Source organism: Bacillus sp. SN1 (genome assembly GCF_002796895.1).
Lineage (GTDB): Bacteria > Bacillota > Bacilli > Bacillales > Bacillaceae > Bacillus > Bacillus inaquosorum.
The window spans coordinates 265,179-287,515 of record NZ_PHIE01000005.1 but is presented as its reverse complement, the minus strand read 5'-3'; the positions used below and the strand labels follow the sequence as shown (position 1 = coordinate 287,515).

Here is a 22,337-nt window from a genome sequence, read left to right as displayed (position 1 = left end):
TATCTTATGAAGACATTGTTTTGTCATTTCAGGACATCTTATTCGTGCGGCTTGGCCTGTTCGATTTTTTGAAAAGGTTTATTGATTTGAAATGCGGTCATTTTTGAATCTTTATAAAGGGAGCGGAAAAGCCCTGGTGAGCTGCCGATTTTGGCGGAAAATATGCGAGTGAAATAATGTACTGAGAAACCGATTTCTTCCGCTACTTCTTTAATCGATAGATTCGTTGATTTCAGCAGCTCGGCAGCTTTGTTTATTTTTTCATTTTGGACAAATTCTGAGTAGCTGACGCCCAGTTCTGCTGCAAATAAACGTGATAAGTGCCTCCCTGAGATATGAAAGTGGCTGGCGACATCCGTCAGCTTTAACGGCTGTGAAAGATTGTCTTTTATGTGCAGTTTCACCTCTGTCAGCAAAGCAGAAGATGTTTGAATGGGCTGCTTTTGTTTCGGGCGATGGGCGGACGGGAGAAAGGTTTGGATTAATGACAGGATCAATGCATGCGACAAATGAGATAGGATCTCTTTGTCAAAAGCATTGACAGGCTGCGCTGCTTGCAGCATTAACGTTTTCCAAAGCAGGCCCGGCGGTTCGCCATCCTTCAATTGCATTGTGATAAAGGGGCTTTGTTTCACTTCTTCCATCACTTTGATCCATTCGGCGCTTGACTGATCCTCGCTCAGCTCGAAAGCGACGTAAAAAAGGAACAGCCCTGTTTCACTTTTGATTTGGTGCAAATGCTCCGGCTTTGACAAAAAAATCGTCTGTTCACGAAGCGGATATGTACGATCGCCTTCAAGGTAATATCCTTCACCTCTTACGACGTAACAAATTTCATAAAAGGAATGCTTATGAAGCAGTGTGTTATAGTGGTTCGTCATCGCTCCCCAATAGTGGACGTAAAATGAAACATCCTTTTGCTCTAAGCGATGCACATATTGATTTAATGCTATTTTGCCTGTCACAAGGTGATTGAGTTCCATGTAAACGCCTCCTAACAAGTTGGTTCTCCCATCATAACAAGGCGGACAAAAATAAAAAATCCCCCTGCCGTTTTTTCGGCAAAGGGATTACAGTCAAATCACAAATCTAATATGGGCGCCGGAAACAGGATCTTTCACACGGAAGCTGTTTTCCGTTTCTTCGATCGAATATCCGGCACGTTTGACTCGGTCTGCCACTCGATCCAGTTCCTCTTGATGAGGCAGGACAACCGTGTAATAGTCTAGTCCGCTGGCATTTGTCGGTTTAGGCGGCGCGTTTCTTCCCGCCCAAATATTTAAGCCGATATGATGATGGTAGCCTCCGGCTGAAACGAAGAGAGCAGACATGCTCGCATAGTTTCCGACAATATCAAAGCCCAGCACATCCGTATAAAACGCTTTTGCTTCTTTCAAATCACTGACATGCAGATGAATGTGTCCGATAATTGTATCGTTCGGAAGCACTGCTTTCCGTTCATCTCCGGCCACTTCAAGAAGACCCTCAATGTCAACAGCGGTTGTCGTCATGACGTAGTTTCCTTCACGATCACGCTGCCACGTACTGCGGGGGCGGTCAGCGTACATTTCAATTCCGTTTCCATCAGGATCAGACAGGTAGAGTGCTTCACTGACAGCATGATCCCCATGTCCGATGGCAATGCCGTGTTCAATCAGGCGGGCGAGCGCGATACCAAGTTCCTTCCTGTTCGGAAGAAGAATTGCAAAGTGATAGAGGCCCGTCACAGACCGTTCAGGCAAGACGACGGCGCTCTGATTTTCTTCGAGAACAAGCAGGACGCGTTTTCCGTCAGCCGATAGTTCGGCTTGGCGATCCGTCTTTTTTAAGACTTGAAAGCCGATGACGTTACAGTAGAACTGAAGGGAGCGCTCCAGACTGCGGATTGTGAGTTTGACATAGCCAATGTTTGTATCCTCATGAATGCTGGTCATGCTGTATGCCTCTTTTCTTATGCTGATACGTTTTCGCTCTTTTTTGCTTTAAATACAAGCGGGTCTAGCGCCAGGAAACGGCTTCCGGAAAGAGCCAGGTGGATTGATGTCAAAAGCAGAAGGTAATCAAATTCTGCATTGCCCATGAATGGCGCTTTCAGCTTGACTGTAATGATGGCTCCGATCAGCGTGAGGGCAAACAGAACACCGACAATACGTGTAGCCAATCCGAAGAAGACAAGCACTCCGCCAACGAGTTCAATCGCTGCAATGACATACGCCATAAAGCTTGGAAGGCCTATGCTGCCGAAAAATTGGATGGTGCCTTCCATTCCCTGAAACTTAGATAAACCATGAACAAAAAAGATAATACCTGTAATAACTCTTAAAAGTAATGTGCCAATTTCAAATGATTTATTCATTTTATCCTCCTTGATAAATGTTATCACTTACTTAATGTAAGCTAGTATATATACATAACTTGTTTACGTCAAGTAATTTTGTTACATTTTACGAAAATGAAATAAAAGTACTATAAAACTGTAACAAAAAAGACCTTTGTGCGGGACAAAGGTCTATTTCTCAAATTGGCTTTTATATAAGTCACTGTAAAATCCTTTTTGTCGGATCAGTTCTTCATGGCTGCCTTTTTCAATCATTTCGCCGTCTTTCAGCACCACAATCTGATCCGCTCTTTGAATGGTGTTCAGCCTGTGGGCGATGATGACGCTTGTTCTTCCCTCCATTAAACGGGCGAGCGCTTCTTGAATGTTGACTTCTGTTACGGTATCAATGTTACTTGTCGCTTCATCCAAGATGAGAAGAACCGGATCGGCAAGCACCGCACGCGCTATGGAAATCAATTGTTTCTGTCCTTGGCTGATGCCCGATCCGTTTTGCGTCAGCACTGTGTCGTACCCTTTTGGCAGCCTTTCAATAAAGCTGTGGGCATTCGCTGTTTTTGCCGCGGCTTCGACTTCCTGATCAGAAGCATCAAGCCTGCCGTAGCGAATATTTTCTCTGATCGTTCCTTGAAACAAAAACGAATCCTGCAGGACAAACCCCATGTTTTTCCGCAGGCTTGCTCTAGTGAGGGTTTTAATATCTGTACCGTCGATTAAAATCCTTCCCTCATCAGGCTCGTAAAAACGGGCGAGCAGGTTGGTGACAGTTGTTTTCCCCGCTCCCGTCGGTCCGACAAACGCGATGGACTGTCCGGCAGGCACTGTAAACTGTAAATGCTTCAGTGTCTGCTGCCCTTCATCGTAACCGAAGGACACATCCCGGAATTCAATACTGCCTGTTTGGATCGGCTGATGCACGGCGTTCTTTTCATCCTCGCGCTCTTCTTTTTCATCAAGCACGTCAAACACCCGTTCAGCGCCGGCAATGGCGGACAGCATCGTATTAAACTGATTGGCCAGATCGTTTAAAGGGCGTGTGAATTGCCTTGAATACTCGGCAAAAACGACGATGGAGCCGATCGAGATCCAGCCTTTTAGCGCGAACAAACCGCCGATTGCGGCAATCATTGTAAAGCTTAAGTTATTCAAAGAGTTCATGACTTTCGGGATAAACCCGGAAATCGTCTGTGCCCAGAAGCCCGAGGTCTTGAGCGCAGCGTTTTTTTCGAGAAATTCGGCAGTGATCTGCTTCTCACGCGAATAGGCTTTGATGACCTTTGCGCCGGAAACAGATTCCTCAATATATCCATTCAGCTCACCAAGGTTTTTCTGCTGTTCTTTAAACAGCTTTCCCGTCCGGTTGGTGATCCATTTCAGGCTTACTGCCATCACCGGAATGATGGTCAAGGTAATCACTGTAAGGAGCGGGCTCATGTACAGCATTACTGCAACCGTTCCGACAAAGGTGATGACGCTTGACAGAATTTGAATGACCGACGTATTTAAAGTAGAGCTGACATTTTCGATGTCATTTGTCACCCGGCTCATCAGCTCACCGTGCCGCTGTTTATCAAAAAACGGAATCGGCAGCTCATGCAGATGGGTGAACAACTCGCTTCTCATTCTGAAAACAGTGCCTTGCGAAATCGTAATCATCCAATAGTTTTGAAACCAGAGTGACAGTGACTGAATAATGTAAATGACGAGCAGAAGAAGCAAAACGGGAATCAGTCCGCTTACCGTTCGCCCGACGATGAAATGGTCGATGGCCTTTCCGATTACAAAGGGGCCAAGGAGCCCGAATATCGCGCTGATGACAACCATCAGCATGACAAGGATAAGCAGTCCTTTTCGTTCAGCCAAGTAAGACCAGATTCGTCTCAGTGTGCCTTTTGCATCCTTTGCTTTCGCCCGCTTTTTTGCGCCTTCTTTTTTGTCGATTGGCATTTTGGGATATTGGAAAGGCTTGCGGATGTCTTTTAGCATGACTCGCTCCCCTCCCTTCCGAATTGCGACTCGTAAATGCGTTTGTATAACTGAGATTCAGAAAGCAGCTCACTGTGCGTGCCTTTTTCAATCAGTTCGCCATCCTCAAGCAGCAAAATCTTATCAGCTCTCATCGCCGTGGTCATTTTTTGCGTAATGATCAAGGTTGTGCACTCATATGTGCTGATTGCCTCAAGCAGCTTCGCCTCCGTCTGCAGGTCTAGCGCGCTTGTGCTGTCATCTAAAAGAAGGATGGCCGGCTTTCGGATCAGCGCCCGCGCAATGGAAATCCGCTGCTTCTGGCCGCCGGACAGGTTGACGCCTCTTTGTCCCAAAACAGTGTCATACCCATTCGGGAGCTTCATAATCGTTTCATGAATTTGCGCATGTTTGGCCGCTTTCATTATTTCATCAAGTGAAGCATTTTCTTTGCCCCAAGCGATATTTTCCTTGATTGTGCCGGAAAACAGAAGCACTTCCTGCGGTACATATCCAATTTGCTTGCGAAGCCCCTCTGCTGGAAAATCGTGAATTGGCTTTTCATCTATGTAAATGCTGCCTGAATCCGGCCGATAAAGCCGCGGAATGAGCTGAAAGAGCGTGGACTTGCCCGATCCCGTCGCACCGAGAATCGCGATCGTTTCCCTCGGCTTTGCGGAAAATGAGACATTCCGCAGCGCTTCTCTCTCCATTTCAGGATAACGGAAGGATACATGCTGAAACTCAATCCGTCCTGACAAACGACCTGGTATGATGCCTTCTTCCCGCTCATCGCCTTCCGTTTCAAGCACCTCGCCGATTCTATCCCCTGAAGCCTTCGCCCGGGTGAAAATCATAATCAAAAACGGAAACATCGAAAGCGCGCCCGTAATTCGTGTTGCGTAGTTAATAATCGCGACAACATCACCGACTTGAGTGCTTCCGTTTGTGATACTGTGTGCACCTGCCCACAAAATCAAAAGGATGCAGAGGTTCATCAGCAGCATCAGCACAGGCATCGTGAATTCCACAAGCTGAAAGGCTGAAACTGTTTTTTCCATCAGCCTCGTGTTGGCTTTGATAAATCTTTTGACCTCGTGGCTGCCGCGAAGCAGCGCTTTGATCAGCTTAATCGCTGTTAAGTTTTCCTGCATGACGGTATTCACCTGATCCAGCCGTTTCTGCACTGAACGGAAGAGCGCCCCGCCTTTCTTTAATACCCATAGCAAAAACAAGATTAGGATCGGAATGGTCACAAGCAGAAAAAAGCCGAGCTTCACGTTAACGGTGAGTGACAGCACAATACCGCCTACAATCATTAACGGAGCCCGCAGCATAAACCGCAAACTCATAAAAATCATGTTTTGAACCTGTGTGACATCGTTTGTCAGCCTTGTAATATAAGAAGAGGATGAGAACTGTCCAAAAGTAGAATAGGAGAAGGACTGGATTTTTTGAAAAAGCCCTTTTCTCGTATCGTAGGAAAAGCTTTGGCTGACATGGGCGGCATAAAAGGAATTCAGCATTCCCGCTGCAAATGATAACACGGTCAGTCCGATCATGACCGCGCCCCATGTCCACACATGCCGGAGATCTTGCTTTAAAATCCCATCGTCGATGATTTTTGCGATCAGTAAAGGCTGCATCAGTTCAACCGCAAGCTCCGTCAACATGAGAATCAGCGCAATTCCCACCAGCAATGAGTATGGTTTTAAAAACGATAAAGCCTTTTGCATGTAAAAGCCTCCAAACCCCTTTTTACTCGATTGTCTCTTTCTTTACTTTACTATGACGGTCTTTTTGACGGCAAACGAAAACCCTCCCGAAAAGGAGGGCTGCATTATTGATTCAATATTTTTTCCACACGCTCCCGCATCTGCGGAACGCTCAATCCGATAATCACCTGAAACGCCTTCCCGTTTCTGACGACGCCGTGTGAGCCAAGCGCTCGGAACACGCTGTCGGGCTCAACCTTTGTTTCATCCTTGACGCTGACTCTGAGGCGGGTGGCGCAGTTTGTCACTTCAGTGATGTTGTCTTTTCCGCCCAGCGCTTCAATATACAGAAAAGCGGTGTCATCTGCCGTTTCAACAGCGGAGGCCGTTTCATCCTTGTTTTTTCTTTCTCTGTATTCCTTTTTCGAATACAGCTTTGTTTCCTGCTGATCATCCTTTTCCCGTCCAGGTGTGGCGATATTGAATTTGAGAATTAAAAATCGGAAGACGAAAAAATAAATAGCTGTAAAAGAAAGCCCGATCAAAATTTGATACACATACGTCATACCGTGGCTGCCAAAGAGCGGAATCCAGTTCAAGGTCACCGCTTCGATCAGCCCGCCACCCATGTTTCCGACGACACCGGCCATATACATGGCTGTCGACATCGTTGCAGCCAGTACGGCGTGAACCGCAAATAAGAAAGGAGAAATGAATAAGAAAGTGAACTCAATCGGCTCTGTAATACCGGCGACAATCGCCGTCAGCGTGACAGGAATCAGCAGCCCTGCGACAAGTTTTTTCTTTTCCTTTTTGGCTGTGACATAAAACGCCAGGGCGATGCCCGGAATGCCGAAGATTTTCGAGTTGCCGTGGAGCGCGAATCCGCCTTGCGGGAAGAGCTCCTTCAGCGGTTTGGCGCTTTGCGAATATTCGCCGAGATGCTGTGCCCAATACGTGACGATTCCGCCTTCCGCTACAGCAGGCCCGTAAATAAACGGCGTGTAAATAAAGTGATGAAGGCCGGTCGGAATCAAAATCCGTTCCAAAAACGTGTAAATCCAAACGCCCACCGCCCCGGAAGCAACCAGGAAGCTTTGAAGCGATCCGATTCCCGCTTGAACCATCGGCCAAATATAAGATACGGCCAAGGCGATCGGGATCATAATGAAGAAGGAAATCATCACGATATACGTTGAGCCTTGAAAGATGCCGAGAAAATCGGGCAGTTTTTTATCAAAATAACGATTATGCAAAAAGACGACAATCGAAGAAATAAAGATGGCTCCGATAATGTTGGTATCGAGCGTTTTGATGCCTGCGATCATCGTTAACCCGCTCGTTCCGCCGACCTCTTGGTTCATGTCGACGCCAAATGCCCCTCCCCATACCGTCAAGATCGAGCTGACAAAGTAATTGAACGTCAAGTAAACCGTAAGCGCTTCCAAACAAGCGCGCGCCTGAGCTTTCTTCGCCAAAGCAACCGGGATGCCGATGGCGAATAAGAGCGGCATTTGATTAAATACCGTCCAGCCGCCCTGCTCAATGATATACCAGCACTGATACCAAAACCCATCAGGATCGGCAAGCGGGCCCATGATGGTTTTATTTTTAAAAAGCGTACTGACACCGACGATAATGCCAGCGAACGCGAATAATAGAACAGGTACAAACATCGCGCTTCCAAAGCGCTGGATTTTTTGCATCATACCAGAACCCCCTGCTACTCAATGTCATTTTTTTCTGCCTCTTTGTAATCAACATATGCGCGGAACAATGCTTCGCCAACGAGAAAGAACGGTGCAAAAGCGACAATTTCCGTTTTATCGCTTAATGTCACAGGTTTGCTTGTCGCATAAAGATTATGCGGAGTCAGCTGGGCGAGGACATTGTTTTTTAAATTCGTAATGGAAATAAAGGGAATACCCTTTGCAGAAAGCATTCTTGCCTGAGGAATCAGCTCCGGTGTTTCTCCGGAAAGAGAAATGATGATAAACAGATCGTTTACTTTAAAATCATCGCGCATCAGATTAAATTCATTTCTGTCTTCAATCAAAATGAGATACCGATGGCGCGGAATAAACATTCTTTGCAGATCACGGGCGCATATCTTTTGCGCATTTCCTGATCCGTACACGAAAATGCGGTCGGCTTCATCAATCAGCTGGCACATATCCGTCATGTCCTTTGTCCTTAAGAACTTCAGATTTGATTCAATATCATCAAGCAGCTTTTGAAAACTCATACTCTCGCCTTCTTCCGGCTGATCTTCCCACTTTAAAAAAACGCGAAATTCACTGTAGCCGCTGAAACCGAGCTTTTGGGCAAGCCGCAAAATCGAGGAACGCGATACGCTGCAAGCTTTGGCCAACGCATCGATTCCAAGGGTGTAGCACGTGTGCTTGTGATTCAATATATATTTTAAAATATGAAAATCGTTGTCATTTAATTTGCTGTAGTGCTGATTAATCAGTTCTTCGAGCTGCATATCAGATCCCCCCATTTTCTTTCTATTATATACAATAACAGATTCGAAAATGGGGGAATTTCAGTTACGAAATACGGGTTGGGCTTTGATCAAGCTCAGGCCAGAAGTCTTTGTTGGCCTCAATTAAATCCTCGAGAATCAGCCTTGCCACACGCGCGTTTGGCACAGTTTTTGACAGGATCAGCGCCTGCCACAGCTTTTGGAACGATTTCTCCGACCACGCTTCAACAGTCAGTTTCTCAACGGATACCTGCTGCTCCATCAGCCCTTTTTGGAATTGCGGAATGGTGCCGACGGTGATCGGTTCAGGCCCATTTGAGCCGACAATACACGGCACCTCGACCATCGCAGTCGGGTCAAAGTTCGCAATCGCTCCGTTATTTTCAACGATCAAGAGCATTCTTTCACCTGTGTTGTAGGCAATCGCCCGGGCTAGATCAACAATATATGATGCGTGATCATCGATTTTGATTTCGCTGTTTTCCGAGGACTGCTCGCGTGTGATCATGTCACATTGGCTGAAAATAAAGGCTTCGCGCCCTTCCATCACTTCGTTTGCCCGCGTATGATTCGGATTTGATTTTTTTACCATATCATCCGGGAACAAGTAATATTGCAAATACGTATTCGGCAGTGTGTCAGGATCTGCTGCCTGCACGTCACGCGCTTTTGCGAACGTGTCATTCCAGCTCGCCTCGACAGCTTCAGCCTCCGTCTTCGGAATGTACCCGTATTGAGATACATGCTCCTTCAGCTTCGGCATTAAATCATTGCCCTCTTGATCCTGAATCGATGTCCACCAGCCGAAATGATTTAATCCGTAATAGCGGACCTTCATTTCTTTTCTTGAGGACAGGCCGAGAATTTGCGCCATCCGGTCTTCGATTCCAACCGGCATATCACAGATGTTCAGAATTTTCGAATTCGGTCTGAGGCGTCTTGTTGCTTCGGCTACAATTGCCGCCGGGTTGGAGTAATTGAGCATCCACGCATCAGGCGAATATGTTTCCATGTAATCTAATATTTCAAGCACGCCGCCGATCGAACGCATGCCGTATGCGATGCCGCCCGGCCCGCATGTCTCCTGGCCGACAACTCCGTACTTCAGCGGAATTTGCTCATCCAGCGCACGCATCGCGTATTTCCCTACTCTGATGTGCGCCATGACAAAGTCGACATCTGTAAAAGCTTCTTCCGGGTCAGTCGTCGCTGTAAATTCAATTTCCGGCGCTTTTTCTCTGATAAAAACGTCACAGGCGCCTGCTATGCGATCCTGTCTCTCCTTATCATTATCATACAGCTTCAGCTTTCTGATCGGAAACTCCTCCAAATGGTCCAAGAGCATCAGTACGATCCCTGGAGTGAAAGTGCTCCCTCCGCCCGCTATTACGATTGAGAATGATTTTTTCTTCATATGACGACCTCCTTGATAACGTTTACATTTCATTTATACCATGTAAAGGCCCGTCCCGTAACACATTTGGCGCACTTAGATCATTTGATCAATTTTAGTGTTTTTTCCCACAAAGCGGGAAATTTCTCATTTACCTTACGTCTAGGAGATTTGATTTTTTTACCTTTTTTGTAATCTTAAAGTCTCACCTACTGTGAAATTCAAGTGAATATACGCCCTTCCATTTCTTATGAAAAGGTTCTTTTGTACGATTCGGATACATGCCGAATTATTTATAATCATTTATATAAAACATCCATTTGTGCGTGAATTTAGAAAAGGCAGGGGACAAAAGTTGGACTCATATAAAGTCATTGAGCTGGCAAACAAGTACAGTGCGGCCGCAGAAGAGGTCAGAAGCTCCAAAATGCTGCTTGAATCCCGGTTATCTGCATTAGGGGATGCTTGGCAGGGAAAAGCAAGAGATTCGTTCGACCAGGATTTCGAGGAAACGAAAGCCGCCTACGATCAATTCGAACAGGAGCTGCTTGAAACAAGCCAGGAACTAAAGGCAGCGGCCGTCAAAATAGAAGAACGAAAAGCTGAAATTGCCAGAATGGAAGAACTGGAACGTAAAGCAAGAGAGGAAAGACATAAACTCAGGGGGTGAATGGTGTGTCAGGAAACATTGCAGTTGATCCGGATAAACTCGAACAGCTGGCAAATGATGTAGTCACTGAATTAACCGATATGGAAAGCAAATATAAGGACCTGCATTTGGAGCTGGGGCAGATGATTTTACAATGCGATCCCCGCTACAGCAGCTGTTTTTCCGGAGTCGGCGATGCGTGGAGCTCAGGAAAAGCGCTCGCCACCAAGCTGAGTGACAATGAGATTTTTATCAGAAAAACGGGCGACAAATTTGTTGAACAAGATGATATTCTGCGAAAGCTCTATAATGCTTACGACAAATACGGAACGATGACAAGCTTAACCGCCCTTATGCTGACACAAGGAAAATACTACGGATTAGGGCTTACGAAATTTGTGAAACAGCCAAGCGGTTTGCATACCGCCCGGCACTCAAAACTTCTATTGGATATTTCCAGAGCCGTTGACAGCTCACGTTATCAAAAAGCGGCTAGAGTGCTTATGAATCCTAAATATTTGTTTAAAAAGACAAACCGGCCATTTTCAGATTTGGTACATAAAAAGTTTACAAAGTACTTCCCTCAGGATACGGTCGATTTTTCAAACAGCGTCAGAAGCTACACAAGAGGATTTCTTAATGAAGCCGGCGTACGCTCAACTTTGAAGGATGTCGGAAAGACAGGCTTGAAATTCGCAAAAGGAAATGCCATTACCGCCACACTGATCACCGGTGCGACCGAAACGTTCGGAGCGGGCTTGAAAATTGCTGAAAATTACGCGAAATACCAAGACAAACCCGAAGTTCTCAAGCGTGAAAACGCCAAGGCCGTCGGGAATGCTGTGAATAATACGATTTTTGTTGCCGGCGGTGCGACAGCTGGTGCTGTCATCGGCGGTGCAATCGGAAGCTTTGCAGGACCTGTGGGTACTGTCCTTCTTGGGGCAGCCGGTTCATACGTTGGCGGAGTCGTCGGAGAACAAATCGCCAAATATACAGCCGGTTTTGCCGAAAAAGCAGCCTTAAAGCTAAAAGAACCGATCCATGCTGTCGTTGATACAGCCAAGAAAGGGCTGGAATCAGCCGGCAAAGTCGTCAAATCAGTGAATGACGGCATAGATGCGGCGAATAAAACGATACATAAAGGGATAGACAGCGCGAAAAAAGGAATGGAAAAAGCAAAGAAAACAGCGGACTCGCTTATACACGGCGCAACCCATTTCCTTAAAGGGAAACTTTCATTTGGATAGGAGAATAATCAATGAAGCAGTTTACAATCAGCATAGAGGAACTCTTATTTTGTTTTTACAGCGAAGGATTTTTTGAACAGGGAATGGCCTTAAAGCAAGCCTATTTTCCGGAAATAGAAGATGAACAGCTCGGCGCTTTGTTTGAAGCTGCGTGCCGCTCACTCTTAGCCAAGGATGCAGCGGAATATCGGAATCATCAATATCGGTTAAAGGACGAGTACTGTCCGTTTATCCATGTATTAAACGACGCTGACTATACAGTGAAGCTTTCTAAATTTAACGGGCAAGGCGCCGAACAGAATGTGTCCTGCCATGTATCAAAATTCGGCACCTACTCTCACGAACTCCTTTTTGATGAACAAGTCCATCGCATTACAAAAATGGAATCAAGTGAAGGATTACTTGCTAAGACAGATGAGTTTTTACATATAATAGATACAGAGGATAAAAGAGAATCCATTGTGACATTGACATCAAATGAATTTGAAAAGCTCTTGGAGGGCGTTTCAGACAACCCTTCATATCTAAAAGAGTTCCTTGATAAACATGACCATCAAGAGGACGTTACCCGATTTGTAAATGATCTGGCTCTGCGGAAAGGGAAAATGGATACACTGATGCGTCTGGCGTATGACAAAGATAACACTCCTGAAGTGGCTGACATGGCATTTGTCCTGCCGGGAGCCCGCCATACTTGGCTTGTCACAGGCATCACTCAGAATGAATTTTCTATCCTCCCTGCTCATAAGGATGTTGTAAATCAAATCATTTCAAAAAATGAATTAGAATCTGAATTAACAAAAGGAGAAAAGCATTGAAAAACCAAGAAATCGTTGAAGTCAAAAGCAGAATGTCCCTGAGAATATGGGCTTTTGTCGGATCTGCCGGTATGGGATTAGCATGTTTGTGGCTCTTTTATATGGGTATTACGTTTCAAACGAAATATTACCTCTTGGCCATTCCTACTGGCTTTCTGTTCACCTTGTTTTGTTTATATTTATTTATCATCTTCTTTCCGGCATTTACCCCGCGGGGAAATACCATCTTCCGCATCAAGACAGGAAAAGATGGAGAACTGTTCACTGACAAAGTGTCTGTTACGTTTACCGATATCAAGAAAATTGAGATGGGCCGCCATAAATTTAGTCTAAAAGGGATTTTCCAGGAAGATATAATGATTCAAACCGTTGATCAGAAGACCATTCGCATTCCCACTTGGAACATCATTCCGAATCCGTTGTTTTTTGAAGCGGTTGAACGCTATATCCTTCCCCATCTGAATGAAGAGGCGAAAAGCAATTGGATCGGCCAGTTTACGGAGATTCAGCGCAGCGCGTATTTAAAGGAATTTGAGAATCATCCAAAGCTTTAGGAGCAGCACATTGATTGAAGTAAAAAGCATGATGTTTCTAAGGGCTTGGCTGTTCCTCGCCACAGGGGGCGCTTTTATTGCAGGAGTGTGGCTGGTGTCTGAAGCTCTCACATTTGAATCTAAGTATGCCCTGCTTTATTTGGGCGGAGGATTAATGGCGATTGTTTATGGATTAATCACATTTTTTATGGCTTTTCCGGCGTTCACAAGCCGGGGAAATGTCATTTTCAGCGTAAAGACTGGGCCTGATGGCGAGATCTTCTCGAGAAAGCGCAGCGTGCTGTTTTCTGAGGTAAAACGGATTTATATGGGACGGCATCATTACAGTTTGAAAGGGATCTTTTTTGAGGATATTATCATCGAGAAAACAAACGGCAAAGTCGTTCGCATCCCTACCTGGAACATTATCGCGAATCCGTTGTTTTTTGAAGCGGTTGAACGCTATATCCTCCCCCATCTAAATGAAGAGGCGAAAAGCAACTGGATCAGCCAATTTACAGAGATTCAGCGCAGCGCGTATTTAAAGGAATTTGAGAATCATCCAAAGCTTTAACAGCACTCCTCCTTTATAATGAAAGAGAAAAGCAAGTTGAGGAGTGCGCGTGATGCTGATTACCCTTCTTTTATTTCTCGCGGCGGGGCTTGCCGAAATTGGCGGCGGGTATTTAGTTTGGCTGTGGCTGAGAGAGGCTAAGCCAGTCGGCTATGGCATCGCCGGAGCGCTGATCCTGATTGTCTACGGCATTCTTCCGACGTTTCAGTCCTTCCCTTCCTTCGGCCGTGTATACGCCGCTTATGGCGGGGTATTCATTGTGCTTGCGGTTCTATGGGGATGGCTTGTCGACCGGAAAACACCTGATCTGTATGACTGGATCGGTGCATTCATTTGTCTTATCGGCGTCTGTGTCATTTTATTTGCTCCGCGCGGATAACAAAAATGGCCCGCTTATGAAGCGGGCCATTTTTGTTTAATCCTCTTTTAAGTTGGTCAGCTGTACTTCATGCTCCTGCTCAGGTTCGTCCAACGGATAGATTCTCGCTGTTCCGTTTTCTTCATTCACGTGCTGAATGTAAATAGGAACGCCGTTATATGTTACTTTCTTCATGTCGGGAGATTCTACAATTTCTTTCGCCCTTTGACTATTCATTCTAACACCCTCCTTCATACATAACGTTTCCATTTCTTGAAAGAAGTATGCTTTATGATTCAGCGGACAAGTTGAATTTTTTCAGCCGTTTGTAGAAAGTGCTCCGGGGGATCCCACTGATTTTGGCGGCTTGAGAGACGTTTCCTTTTGCGGATTCAAGCGCTTTGATGATGATATCTTTTTGGATTTGCTCACGAAGGGTCAGCGCCCCGGCAGCAGCCGGCTTTTTTTCCGCCGGGATGATCGGCAGTCCTGCTGCTTCCAGTAAATCGGTAAGCGGCTCATCCCTCAGCCGGCCGTCCGGAAATCTGATGGAAAGACGTTCAAACACATTAAACAGCTCGCGAATATTCCCCGGCCACCTCCATTGCTTCAGCATATCCAAAAAAGCAGGGGGAAGTTCGCCAGGCCAATGATTCTTCTGTTTGTAGTACTTGAAAAGATCCGGAATATCTTCAGGGCGGTCGCGTAAAGGAGGAAGCTCAATCGGATAGACATGAAGACGGTAAAACAAGTCCTCTCTGATTTTCCCGCTTTCGGCAAGCTCGCGCAAATCACAATGTGTGGCGGCAATGACTCTGATATCAACCGGAATTTCTTTCGTTCCGCCGACCGGCGTAATCTTGCGTTCCTGAAGCACCCGTAAAAGCGCAACCTGCATCGAGTGGGAAATTTCTCCGATCTCATCTAAAAATAAGGTGCCTTGATTCGCCTTTTGAAAGGCGCCTTTGTAGCCGTTTCGTTTCGCTCCCGTAAAAGCGCCCTCCGCATAGCCGAACAGCTCGCTTTCAATCAAATCAGACGGGATCGCTCCGCAATTGACAGCAACAAACGGGCCGTGCCGCCGCTCGCTGTTCTCATGAAGTGCGCGGGCCGCGACTTCCTTCCCCGTACCAGTTTCGCCCGACAGACAGACCGTTGCATCCGCCGCTGCCGCTCGTTCAAGGCTCTTCAGCATAGCTTGCGATCGGCCGCTTTGCCCGATGACTCCATTGAATCGAAACGCCGTCTTTTTCTTTTGTTCCGAGAGATAAAAACAAGTGCCGCCATCCCCCATGGTGACGGCTTTCTCGATTGAAAAGCCCCGTTCCTTCAATTCATACAGATGCCGGTCCTGCCAATCCGGCATTGAGGTTCGAATCGCTTCACTCGCGCTGATGATATGCTGTTTGGTATTGCAGAGCACCATCGGCACACGGGATGCGGCTCTATCCGCAAAACGGCTGATCAGCTCCAGCTCTTTCTCACGGCTTTTAGCTGCCAGTTCCCGTTCCGCGGCATAGGCAATCGCCGTAGCAATACCGAGCATATGAGGATGCGCGCCTGCTGCCGGACACGATATATCAATCACACCCGCAAGACTGCCATCCTCATGATGAATCGGAGCGGCTGAACAGTTCCATTGATGGGAAGCGATAGAGTAATGTTCTGATCCTTGTATCGCAACCGGCTCGCTAATGTGAAGCGCCGTGCCAATCGCATTTGTTCCGACAGCCGTTTCCGTCCAGCATGCGCCTTCAACAAAGTTGATGCGTTTGGCTTCATAAAGCGCGCGAGGATGGCCGTCTAATGCCAGAACAACGCCGTCTGAATCAATTAACAGCGCCATCATTTCCATTTCTTGTATGGCAGGCAGCAATTTTTCGAGGTAAGGCTGTGCGGTCGTCAAGAAGAATGAATGCTTTTTTGACTGCTGATCCAGCTCGGTTTGCTGTAAAACCTTCGGGCCTTTTTCTAAATAAGGATTGACCTCAGCTTTTTTGCAGCGATGCCATGACTCGGCGATCCGTTTTCTTAATCGGGCTTCGTCAAGCACACCGTCTTTCACAAAACGTTTCCAGGTTTGCAAATCGTTTGGGATCGAATTCATTCCTTGATCGCTCCTCCCTTACACGCCGTTTTCATCTATTGTAGGGGAAAAATAAAGCGCTTTCAACAATAAAAAAGCAGGCGCCTTGTATCCCTGCGCCTGCTTTTTCCCGTATTACGCATGCACTGCAAGCCCAATCGTGCTTAACAGCGCCTCGTGCAATGTTTCCGACAGTGTCGGGTGGGCGGCGATAAAATGCTCCGCCATATCAGCGGTCATCTCACCATTCATGATCGCAGCCGCCTGGCCGATGAGCTCGGTCACATCAGGACCAATCATCGAGACACCGACGATTTCGCCGAATTCCGGTTCTGCCACGATTTTGACCTTTCCTTCTGCTTGCTGTTTAATGAGCGCCTTGCCGTTTGCGGAAAAAGGAAATTCGCCAATCTTCACATCCCCGTATACGCTTCTTGCCTGTTGTTCTGTCATCCCGATGCACGCGATTTCCGGTGATGTATAGATGCAGCGGGGCACATGCTTCTCATTGATTTTGACATCCCTTCCAGAAGCATGAGAAGCAGCGATGATGCCCTCGTGGAAAGCTGCATGCGCCAGCTGAATGCCTCCGATTGCGTCTCCGCACGCATAAATATGAGGCACGTTCGTCTGCATATGCCCGTTTACCGAAATGCCTTTTGGAGAAAAATCAACTCCGGCCTGCTCCAGCTGTAATCCGTCAAGACGGGGTTTTCTGCCGACCGCCACTAGCACATGATCAGCCTTGGTTTTAAACTCCCGCTGCCCACTTTTCCATATTGCCGTTTTGGCCGTTTGATCCACCCGCTCTAATCGGGATGAGGTGTGCACTTCAACACCGTCTTCCTCAAGCTTCTCTTGAAAGAGCCGGGCAATATCTTCATCTTCAGCCGGGATCAGCTGGCTGGCTGTTTCAATGATGGTCACCCTCGATCCCAATCTGGCAAACAGCCCGGCATACTCACAGCCGATGACACCGCCGCCGATAATGACAAGCGAAGATGGAATCTCAGAAAGGGAAAGCGCGTCCTTGCTGTCGATGATCCATTCGCCGTCAAACGGGGCGAATGGCAGCTCGATCGGCTCTGATCCGGAAGCAATCAATACTTGATCTGCTTCTCTGATTTCTTTTCCGTTCTCTCCTTCGATCAAGAGCTTTCTGTCAGAAAGAAAGGAGGCCGTCCCCTTCACAACCTGTATTTGATTTTTCTTCATTAAATACTGAACGCCCTGGACAAGCTGTCTGACAACCTGTTGTTTTCGGTTTTGCATTTTACTCCAATCGACCGATATCGCACCTGCCGGAAGTTCAATTCCAAAGCTGGCGGCATGCTTGATTTTATCAAGAACGTTTGCGCTTTCTAACAAAGACTTCGTCGGGATGCAGCCTTCGTTCAGGCAGGTTCCCCCAAGCTGGCCTTTGTCAATCAGCAGAACGTTTCTGCCCTGCTGTGCCGCGGAGACCGCAGCCGCATAGCCTGCAGGTCCGCCGCCGATAATGGCTTGTGTCATGTCGTTTTCACCTGCTTTTCCTATAAAATTAATGCTGCCGGTTCTTCCAAATATGTTTTTATCGCCTTCAGAAAGGCAGCGGCAGGGGCGCCGTCACATGCTCTGTGATCAAATGTCAGGCTGAGCGGCAGGATCGTGCTTCTGACAATCTCCTCCCCTTGATACACCGGCGTGTCATAGCTTGCTCCGATGCCGAGAATCCCTGTTTCCGGCGGATTTAATATTGGCGTGAAATGCTCGACTCCAAAAGCGCCAAGATTTGTAATGGAGAAGGTTGAGCCTTGCAGTTCTTCGCTTCCCACCCGTCCCTCGCGTGCTTTTTTGGCATGTTCTGAGATGGATTGAGCCAGTTCGATCAGCGACTGCTTTTCAGCATGGCGAATCACAGGCACAACTAATCCATTTTCCAAGGCCACAGCCATTCCGAGGTGCACATGAGGATGTGTGATGATGCGTTCATTTTTATAAAAGCTGTTTAGCACAGGATGAGCTTGCAGGGCGAGAACGGCGGCTCTTGAGACAAAATGAGTCATCGTCAGCTTTGTGCCGTACCGTTCTTCCGCAGTTGGCGAAAGCTGTTTTTGAAGGGCTGTCAGCTTGGTGATATCAGCCTTCATCGTAATCGTCAGCTGCGCGCTGTTTGCCAGGCTTTCCTGCATTCGGGCCGCGATGACTTTTCTCATGCCTGTCACTGGGGTTTCCTGCGCTTTTTGCTCAGAAACCGGCTTAGCCTGATCTTTTTTCTGTTCAGCAAGCGCCTTTGTCACGTCGTCCTTCACGATTCGCCCGCCTGGTCCTGTGCCTTTCAGCTGTTTCAGGTCTAATCCCGCTTTTTCCGCTATTTTTCTGGCGACTGGAGATATCTTAGTTCGTTCTTTTTTGGCGGCTGCGGGTTTGTTTTCTTGTTTGACGGGCTGGACGGCTAGCGGCGCGCTATCTTCCGAAGCAGGCTCTTTCGCCTCTTCCTGCACCGATTCATTGGCGTCCCCGATGTAGCAGATCGCTGTGCCGGGCGGAACCTCTTCTCCCTCTTTCACTTTGATATCGATCAGCGTTCCTTTTTCAGGCGCCTCGATTTCCATTTCAATTTTCTCCGATTGAATGCTGGCAATGCTTTCTCCCTTTTCAACCGGGTCACCTACTTTTTTATTCCATATCGATACTTCCCCTTGTTTCATGGCCATTCCCAATTTTGGCATCACTACTTTTACCGCCATTTGTGTCCCCCCTTTAATTCATTGCCGGCTCGCCAAGCAATTCAAGCGTGACGCTGACAATTTGATCTGGTGTCGGCAAATATTGATCTTCAAGCACTGGCGAAAACGGCACTGGTGTATGCGGCGCTGTAATTCGTTTAATCGGCGCATCAAGCAAATCGAAGCCCTTGTCGGCAACAATCGCAGCTATATCCGTGGCAATGCTGCATCGCGGATTGGCTTCATCAATGATGATCAGCCGGTTTGTTTTTTCCAACGATGTGAAAATCGCTTCCTCATCCAGAGGAGACAGACTGCGGGGATCAAGCACCTCGGCTTCGATGCCTTTTTCTGAGAGCTTCGCCGCCGCTTCAAGCGCGGTATTGACCTGCTTGCCGACTGCAAACAGCGTAATATCGCCGCCTTCGCGTTTGATGTCCGCCTTTCCGAGCGGGATTGTATAATAATCTTCCGGCACCTCGCCCTTCATGTTGTAGGACGTTTTGTCTTCAAAAAAGAACACCGGGTCATTGTCTTCTATTGCTGCAAGCAGCAGGCCTTTGGCGTCATATGGATTGGACGGAACGACCGTCTTCAATCCCGGGATGCTGGTGAAAAGGCCATACAGCGCCTGTGAATGCTGGGCAGCGGCCCGGAATCCTGCTCCGTAGGTAGTGCGGACGGTAATCGGCACTTGCGCTTTTCCGCCGAACATATAGCGGAATTTCGCCCCTTGGTTGATCACCTGGTCAAAGCACGTGCCGATAAAATCATTAAACATCAGCTCCGCAATCGGCCTTAGCCCGGTTGATGCCGCAGCCATGGCCGCCCCCATATAGCCCGCCTCAGAAATCGGTGTGTCCAGCACTCTTGTGCGGCCGAATTCCTGTACAAGCCCCTTTGTGACCCCTAATACGCCGCCCCATGCTTCATCATCCTGCAAATGATCGACCGCCGCTCCCCCGGCGACATCTTCACCGATCAAAAGCACATTTTCGTCTCTTCTCATCGCAAGCTTCATCGCTTCATTGATCGCGTCTGACATGCTTATGACTCTCGCCATCTCACATTCCCCCTTTTTCATATGACACGTAGACATCTGTCAGCAGCTCTGACTCTTTCGGATACGGACTGTCTTCACTGAACGAGACGGCTTTTTCAATCGATTTGCTGACACGCTGTTCAATGTCTGACAGTTTATTTGCATCAGTTTCTTTTAACAGATAGTTTTTAAAGCCTTGAATAGCATCCTTTTCTTCAAGGTGCTCAGCTCTTTCATCCTTCGTTTTATAGGTTTGGGCATCCCCTTCGAAATGGCCGTAATTACGATAAGTCATACATTCAATTAAAGACGGGCCCCCGCCGTTTCTTGCTCGTTCTATCGCTTCCTCGGCTGCCTGGTAAACTGCTAAAATATCTTTTCCGTCAACTGTAATCCCCGGCATGTTATAGGCAGCCGCCCGGTCGGCGATTGAATCACAGGCCGACGCGTACTCAAATGGGGTGGCTTCGCCATAGCCGTTGTTTTCAGCAACAAATACGACAGGAAGGTTCCATACTGCCGCTAGATTCAGCCCTTCATGGAAGGTGCCTTGGTTATTTGCTCCGTCTCCGAAAAAGCAAACGCTTACATTCTTAGTCTGTTTATATTTAGCGGTGAGCGCTGATCCGCATGCGAGCGTAAATCCGCCCCCGACGATTCCATTTGCCCCTAACATACCTTTATCGAGATCGGCAATGTGCATAGAACCACCCTTGCCTTTACACAATCCGGTTGCTTTCCCGAAAATTTCCGCCATCATGCCGTCCAGATCACAGCCTTTGGCGATACAATGGCCATGCCCCCTGTGCGTGCTTGTAATGCTGTCGCCATCATGTAAATGAGCGCACACCCCTACAGCCACCGCTTCCTCACCGGCATACAAATGGACGAATCCGGGAAGCACTCCCTGTGCGAACAGTTCATGCACTTTGTCTTCAAAGCCCCTGACTTCCAGCATCTTTTGGTACATCCACAGCGCTTTCTCCTCAGTTAATGACAAGCCTTCTCGTTTTAACAATTCCATTTTGTGTGCCTCCTTCTATTTAGGGTTCACGTTTATAAAAGCAAGAAGTGTGCCAGCCTTTGGAGCCCGTAAAATCAGTCTTTCCGTTTTTACACTGGAGACAGTTCGAGACAGGTGTCTCATTTTGTCTCGATTTGATCCGTTTGTCTCGTTTTATGGCATGCAAAAAAGACCGGGCATCACCCGGTCTTTTGACAATGATCGACGTATTTATTTCCTCGGAAATCTTTTTAACTTCATAACTCCTCTGCATCGTTTGGCTGAATAGCCGTTTTCGGAAGAAAATCAATTGAATATTTCACATAACCGATACCGCCGTCGCCGTCCTTCTGCATACAGTCTATCGTGCCGTTTGAATATGTATATCTCTTTTCATTAAGCGTTTTTCTGACCGTTTCCGCTATCTTTGAAGCACCTGTTTTTGATAACCCGCTGGCATCTAATTGAATCGTTATGCTCATAGGCGCTTTTTCAGCCAGCTGTTTGTTCCATTTTGTATCTAATGTGAACTGACCGTTTTCGATGCTCAACGCAGCGGCGGCTTTTATGATTTGCGGAACCGCTTTTTTCAGATCTGCTTCGATTTCCTTCGATGCTTCTTCATTTAAACGTTTTGCTGCTGACTCGGTAAATTCCATCGCAAGTGACTTTAGGATAGAGAAATCCCTTCGTACACATTGGGTAGCGATGAGATTGTGTTTGCTTAGAACACATATTCCGAGGTTTTAGCGTTATATATCCCATTCGTGATCTTGATTTCTTTTTTGGGATAGGTTTGTTTCGCATAAGATATAAGCTTCTGCTCTGCGGCATTTTTCGTAAATGGATCACCGAAACATACATGATAGATATATAACCCGCATCCGAATACCGCAATAACAAGCAAGCCAAACACAAGTTTTTTCATGTTCACACTCTTTTCTTGAAATGTACGTGCTACAGTTCATGCTTGTCTTCAACCGCCCGGTTCAGCGCTTGAAGCATGTAGCCAATGCCTTTGTATGATGACAGAGGCCAGCTGATGTGCTGATGCTCGCCGATGACGGCGTTTAGGACGCTTCGATATTTTTTGCCGCCAAGCATGACAAGCTCTTCGATGTCGGAGAAGCCTTTTTCGCAAAATTGGCGGCGGAGCTCCTCTGCTGTCATGATCTCCGGGTGACCGGTTCCAAAAGCCACATCGTAATTTTCGGGAACGATATCATCTGGGCGAAGGAATCCGTGCTTCGCAGACAAAATCACCCATTCATCGAAAAATGTTTTCGCATAACGCTCGCACGCCTGATGAAACGGGCTGAGATAAGCGTCTTCCGCCCTTACCGGCCCTGTGTCTGGATGGATGTCCCATATTTTATTCTTGCCGCAGGGGATGATGCATAGTCGTTTCATTTTTCTC

21 protein-coding genes and 1 pseudogene are annotated in these 22,337 nt (G+C 47.2%); 6 read left to right on the top strand and 16 right to left on the bottom strand.

The genetic code is table 11. From position 1 onward, the window contains the following. Positions 1-38 precede the first annotated feature (38 nt). The 8 genes from CVV77_RS17785 to glvA form a co-directional block, all read right to left on the bottom strand. Positions 39-983, bottom strand: coding sequence for an AraC family transcriptional regulator (locus CVV77_RS17785; protein WP_100276085.1), 945 nt, complete (start codon positions 981-983; stop codon positions 39-41). Between the two features lie 93 nt (positions 984-1,076). Further along, the gene (catE, locus tag CVV77_RS17780) at positions 1,077-1,934 is read right to left on the bottom strand and encodes a catechol 2,3-dioxygenase (RefSeq protein ID WP_100276084.1); all 858 of its coding nucleotides are present in this window, start codon (positions 1,932-1,934) and stop codon (positions 1,077-1,079) included. Between the two features lie 17 nt (positions 1,935-1,951). Next, a complete protein-coding gene (catD, locus tag CVV77_RS17775; protein ID WP_003239773.1) occupies positions 1,952-2,356 on the bottom strand; it encodes a DoxX family oxidoreductase CatD in 405 nt (134 codons plus the stop codon). 153 nt (positions 2,357-2,509) lie between these two features. Then, positions 2,510-4,324 carry an ABC transporter ATP-binding protein gene (locus CVV77_RS17770; RefSeq protein WP_100276083.1) on the bottom strand — a complete coding sequence of 605 codons (1,815 nt, stop codon included), beginning with the start codon at positions 4,322-4,324 and terminating at the stop codon, positions 2,510-2,512. Further along, positions 4,318-6,039, bottom strand: a complete 1,722-nt coding sequence (locus CVV77_RS17765; protein WP_100276082.1) for an ABC transporter ATP-binding protein — start codon at positions 6,037-6,039, stop codon at positions 4,318-4,320. Before CVV77_RS17765 ends, CVV77_RS17770 begins: the two co-directional genes overlap by 7 nt. A 104-nt stretch (positions 6,040-6,143) precedes the next feature. Further along, the gene (gene malP / locus CVV77_RS17760) at positions 6,144-7,727 is read right to left on the bottom strand and encodes a PTS maltose transporter subunit IIBC (protein WP_088111307.1); all 1,584 of its coding nucleotides are present in this window, start codon (positions 7,725-7,727) and stop codon (positions 6,144-6,146) included. Positions 7,728-7,741: 14 nt separating this feature from the next. Next, positions 7,742-8,506, bottom strand: a complete 765-nt coding sequence (gene glvR, locus CVV77_RS17755; RefSeq protein WP_019257802.1) for a MurR/RpiR family transcriptional regulator GlvR — start codon at positions 8,504-8,506, stop codon at positions 7,742-7,744. A gap of 64 nt (positions 8,507-8,570) precedes the next feature. Next, complete coding sequence (glvA, locus tag CVV77_RS17750; RefSeq protein ID WP_100276081.1) at positions 8,571-9,920, bottom strand: maltose-6'-phosphate glucosidase; 1,350 nt, start codon at positions 9,918-9,920, stop codon at positions 8,571-8,573. Between the two features lie 334 nt (positions 9,921-10,254). Here glvA and CVV77_RS17745 point away from each other — a divergent pair, with 334 nt between their 5' ends. From CVV77_RS17745 to CVV77_RS17720, 6 genes are read left to right on the top strand one after another with little or no spacing between them, the layout of a single operon-like run. Next, entirely contained in the window at positions 10,255-10,569 is a 315-nt protein-coding gene (locus CVV77_RS17745) for a WXG100 family type VII secretion target (protein ID WP_003239785.1), read from the top strand. 5 nt (positions 10,570-10,574) lie between these two features. Next, positions 10,575-11,798 carry a hypothetical protein gene (locus CVV77_RS17740; protein WP_100276080.1) on the top strand — a complete coding sequence of 408 codons (1,224 nt, stop codon included), beginning with the start codon at positions 10,575-10,577 and terminating at the stop codon, positions 11,796-11,798. Positions 11,799-11,809: 11 nt separating this feature from the next. After that, a complete protein-coding gene (locus CVV77_RS17735; protein ID WP_100276079.1) occupies positions 11,810-12,616 on the top strand; it encodes a hypothetical protein in 807 nt (268 codons plus the stop codon). Continuing rightward, positions 12,613-13,170, top strand: coding sequence for a YfjD family protein (locus CVV77_RS17730; RefSeq protein WP_100276078.1), 558 nt, complete (start codon positions 12,613-12,615; stop codon positions 13,168-13,170). Before CVV77_RS17735 ends, CVV77_RS17730 begins: the two co-directional genes overlap by 4 nt. A gap of 10 nt (positions 13,171-13,180) precedes the next feature. Next, positions 13,181-13,723 carry a YfjD family protein gene (locus CVV77_RS17725; protein WP_258460051.1) on the top strand — a complete coding sequence of 181 codons (543 nt, stop codon included), beginning with the start codon at positions 13,181-13,183 and terminating at the stop codon, positions 13,721-13,723. A 49-nt stretch (positions 13,724-13,772) separates the two neighbouring features. Then, complete coding sequence (locus tag CVV77_RS17720) at positions 13,773-14,102, top strand: YnfA family protein (RefSeq protein ID WP_084990644.1); 330 nt, start codon at positions 13,773-13,775, stop codon at positions 14,100-14,102. A gap of 36 nt (positions 14,103-14,138) precedes the next feature. Here CVV77_RS17720 and CVV77_RS17715 read toward each other — a convergent pair whose 3' ends face one another. The 8 genes and pseudogenes from CVV77_RS17715 to CVV77_RS17680 all read right to left on the bottom strand — a co-directional run bounded on the left by CVV77_RS17715 (position 14,139) and on the right by CVV77_RS17680 (position 22,330). Next, complete coding sequence (locus tag CVV77_RS17715) at positions 14,139-14,318, bottom strand: small acid-soluble spore protein H (RefSeq protein ID WP_003239795.1); 180 nt, start codon at positions 14,316-14,318, stop codon at positions 14,139-14,141. A gap of 52 nt (positions 14,319-14,370) precedes the next feature. Continuing rightward, the gene (gene acoR / locus CVV77_RS17710; protein ID WP_100276077.1) at positions 14,371-16,188 is read right to left on the bottom strand and encodes an acetoin dehydrogenase operon transcriptional activator AcoR; all 1,818 of its coding nucleotides are present in this window, start codon (positions 16,186-16,188) and stop codon (positions 14,371-14,373) included. 114 nt (positions 16,189-16,302) lie between these two features. Then, the gene (acoL, locus tag CVV77_RS17705; protein WP_100276076.1) at positions 16,303-17,679 is read right to left on the bottom strand and encodes an acetoin dehydrogenase complex dihydrolipoyl dehydrogenase; all 1,377 of its coding nucleotides are present in this window, start codon (positions 17,677-17,679) and stop codon (positions 16,303-16,305) included. 20 nt (positions 17,680-17,699) lie between these two features. Continuing rightward, entirely contained in the window at positions 17,700-18,896 is a 1,197-nt protein-coding gene (acoC, locus tag CVV77_RS17700; protein ID WP_100276075.1) for an acetoin dehydrogenase complex dihydrolipoyllysine-residue acetyltransferase, read from the bottom strand. 13 nt (positions 18,897-18,909) lie between these two features. Next, complete coding sequence (gene acoB / locus CVV77_RS17695) at positions 18,910-19,938, bottom strand: acetoin:2,6-dichlorophenolindophenol oxidoreductase subunit beta (RefSeq protein WP_100276074.1); 1,029 nt, start codon at positions 19,936-19,938, stop codon at positions 18,910-18,912. A 1-nt stretch (position 19,939) separates the two neighbouring features. Further along, on the bottom strand, positions 19,940-20,941 hold the full coding sequence (gene acoA, locus CVV77_RS17690) for an acetoin:2,6-dichlorophenolindophenol oxidoreductase subunit alpha (protein ID WP_100276073.1): 1,002 nt from the start codon (positions 20,939-20,941) through the stop codon (positions 19,940-19,942). Between the two features lie 236 nt (positions 20,942-21,177). Continuing rightward, a pseudogene (locus CVV77_RS17685) lies at positions 21,178-21,848 on the bottom strand (YfjL-like protein). Between the two features lie 29 nt (positions 21,849-21,877). Next, complete coding sequence (locus tag CVV77_RS17680; RefSeq protein WP_100276072.1) at positions 21,878-22,330, bottom strand: DUF6884 domain-containing protein; 453 nt, start codon at positions 22,328-22,330, stop codon at positions 21,878-21,880. Positions 22,331-22,337 lie beyond the last annotated feature (7 nt).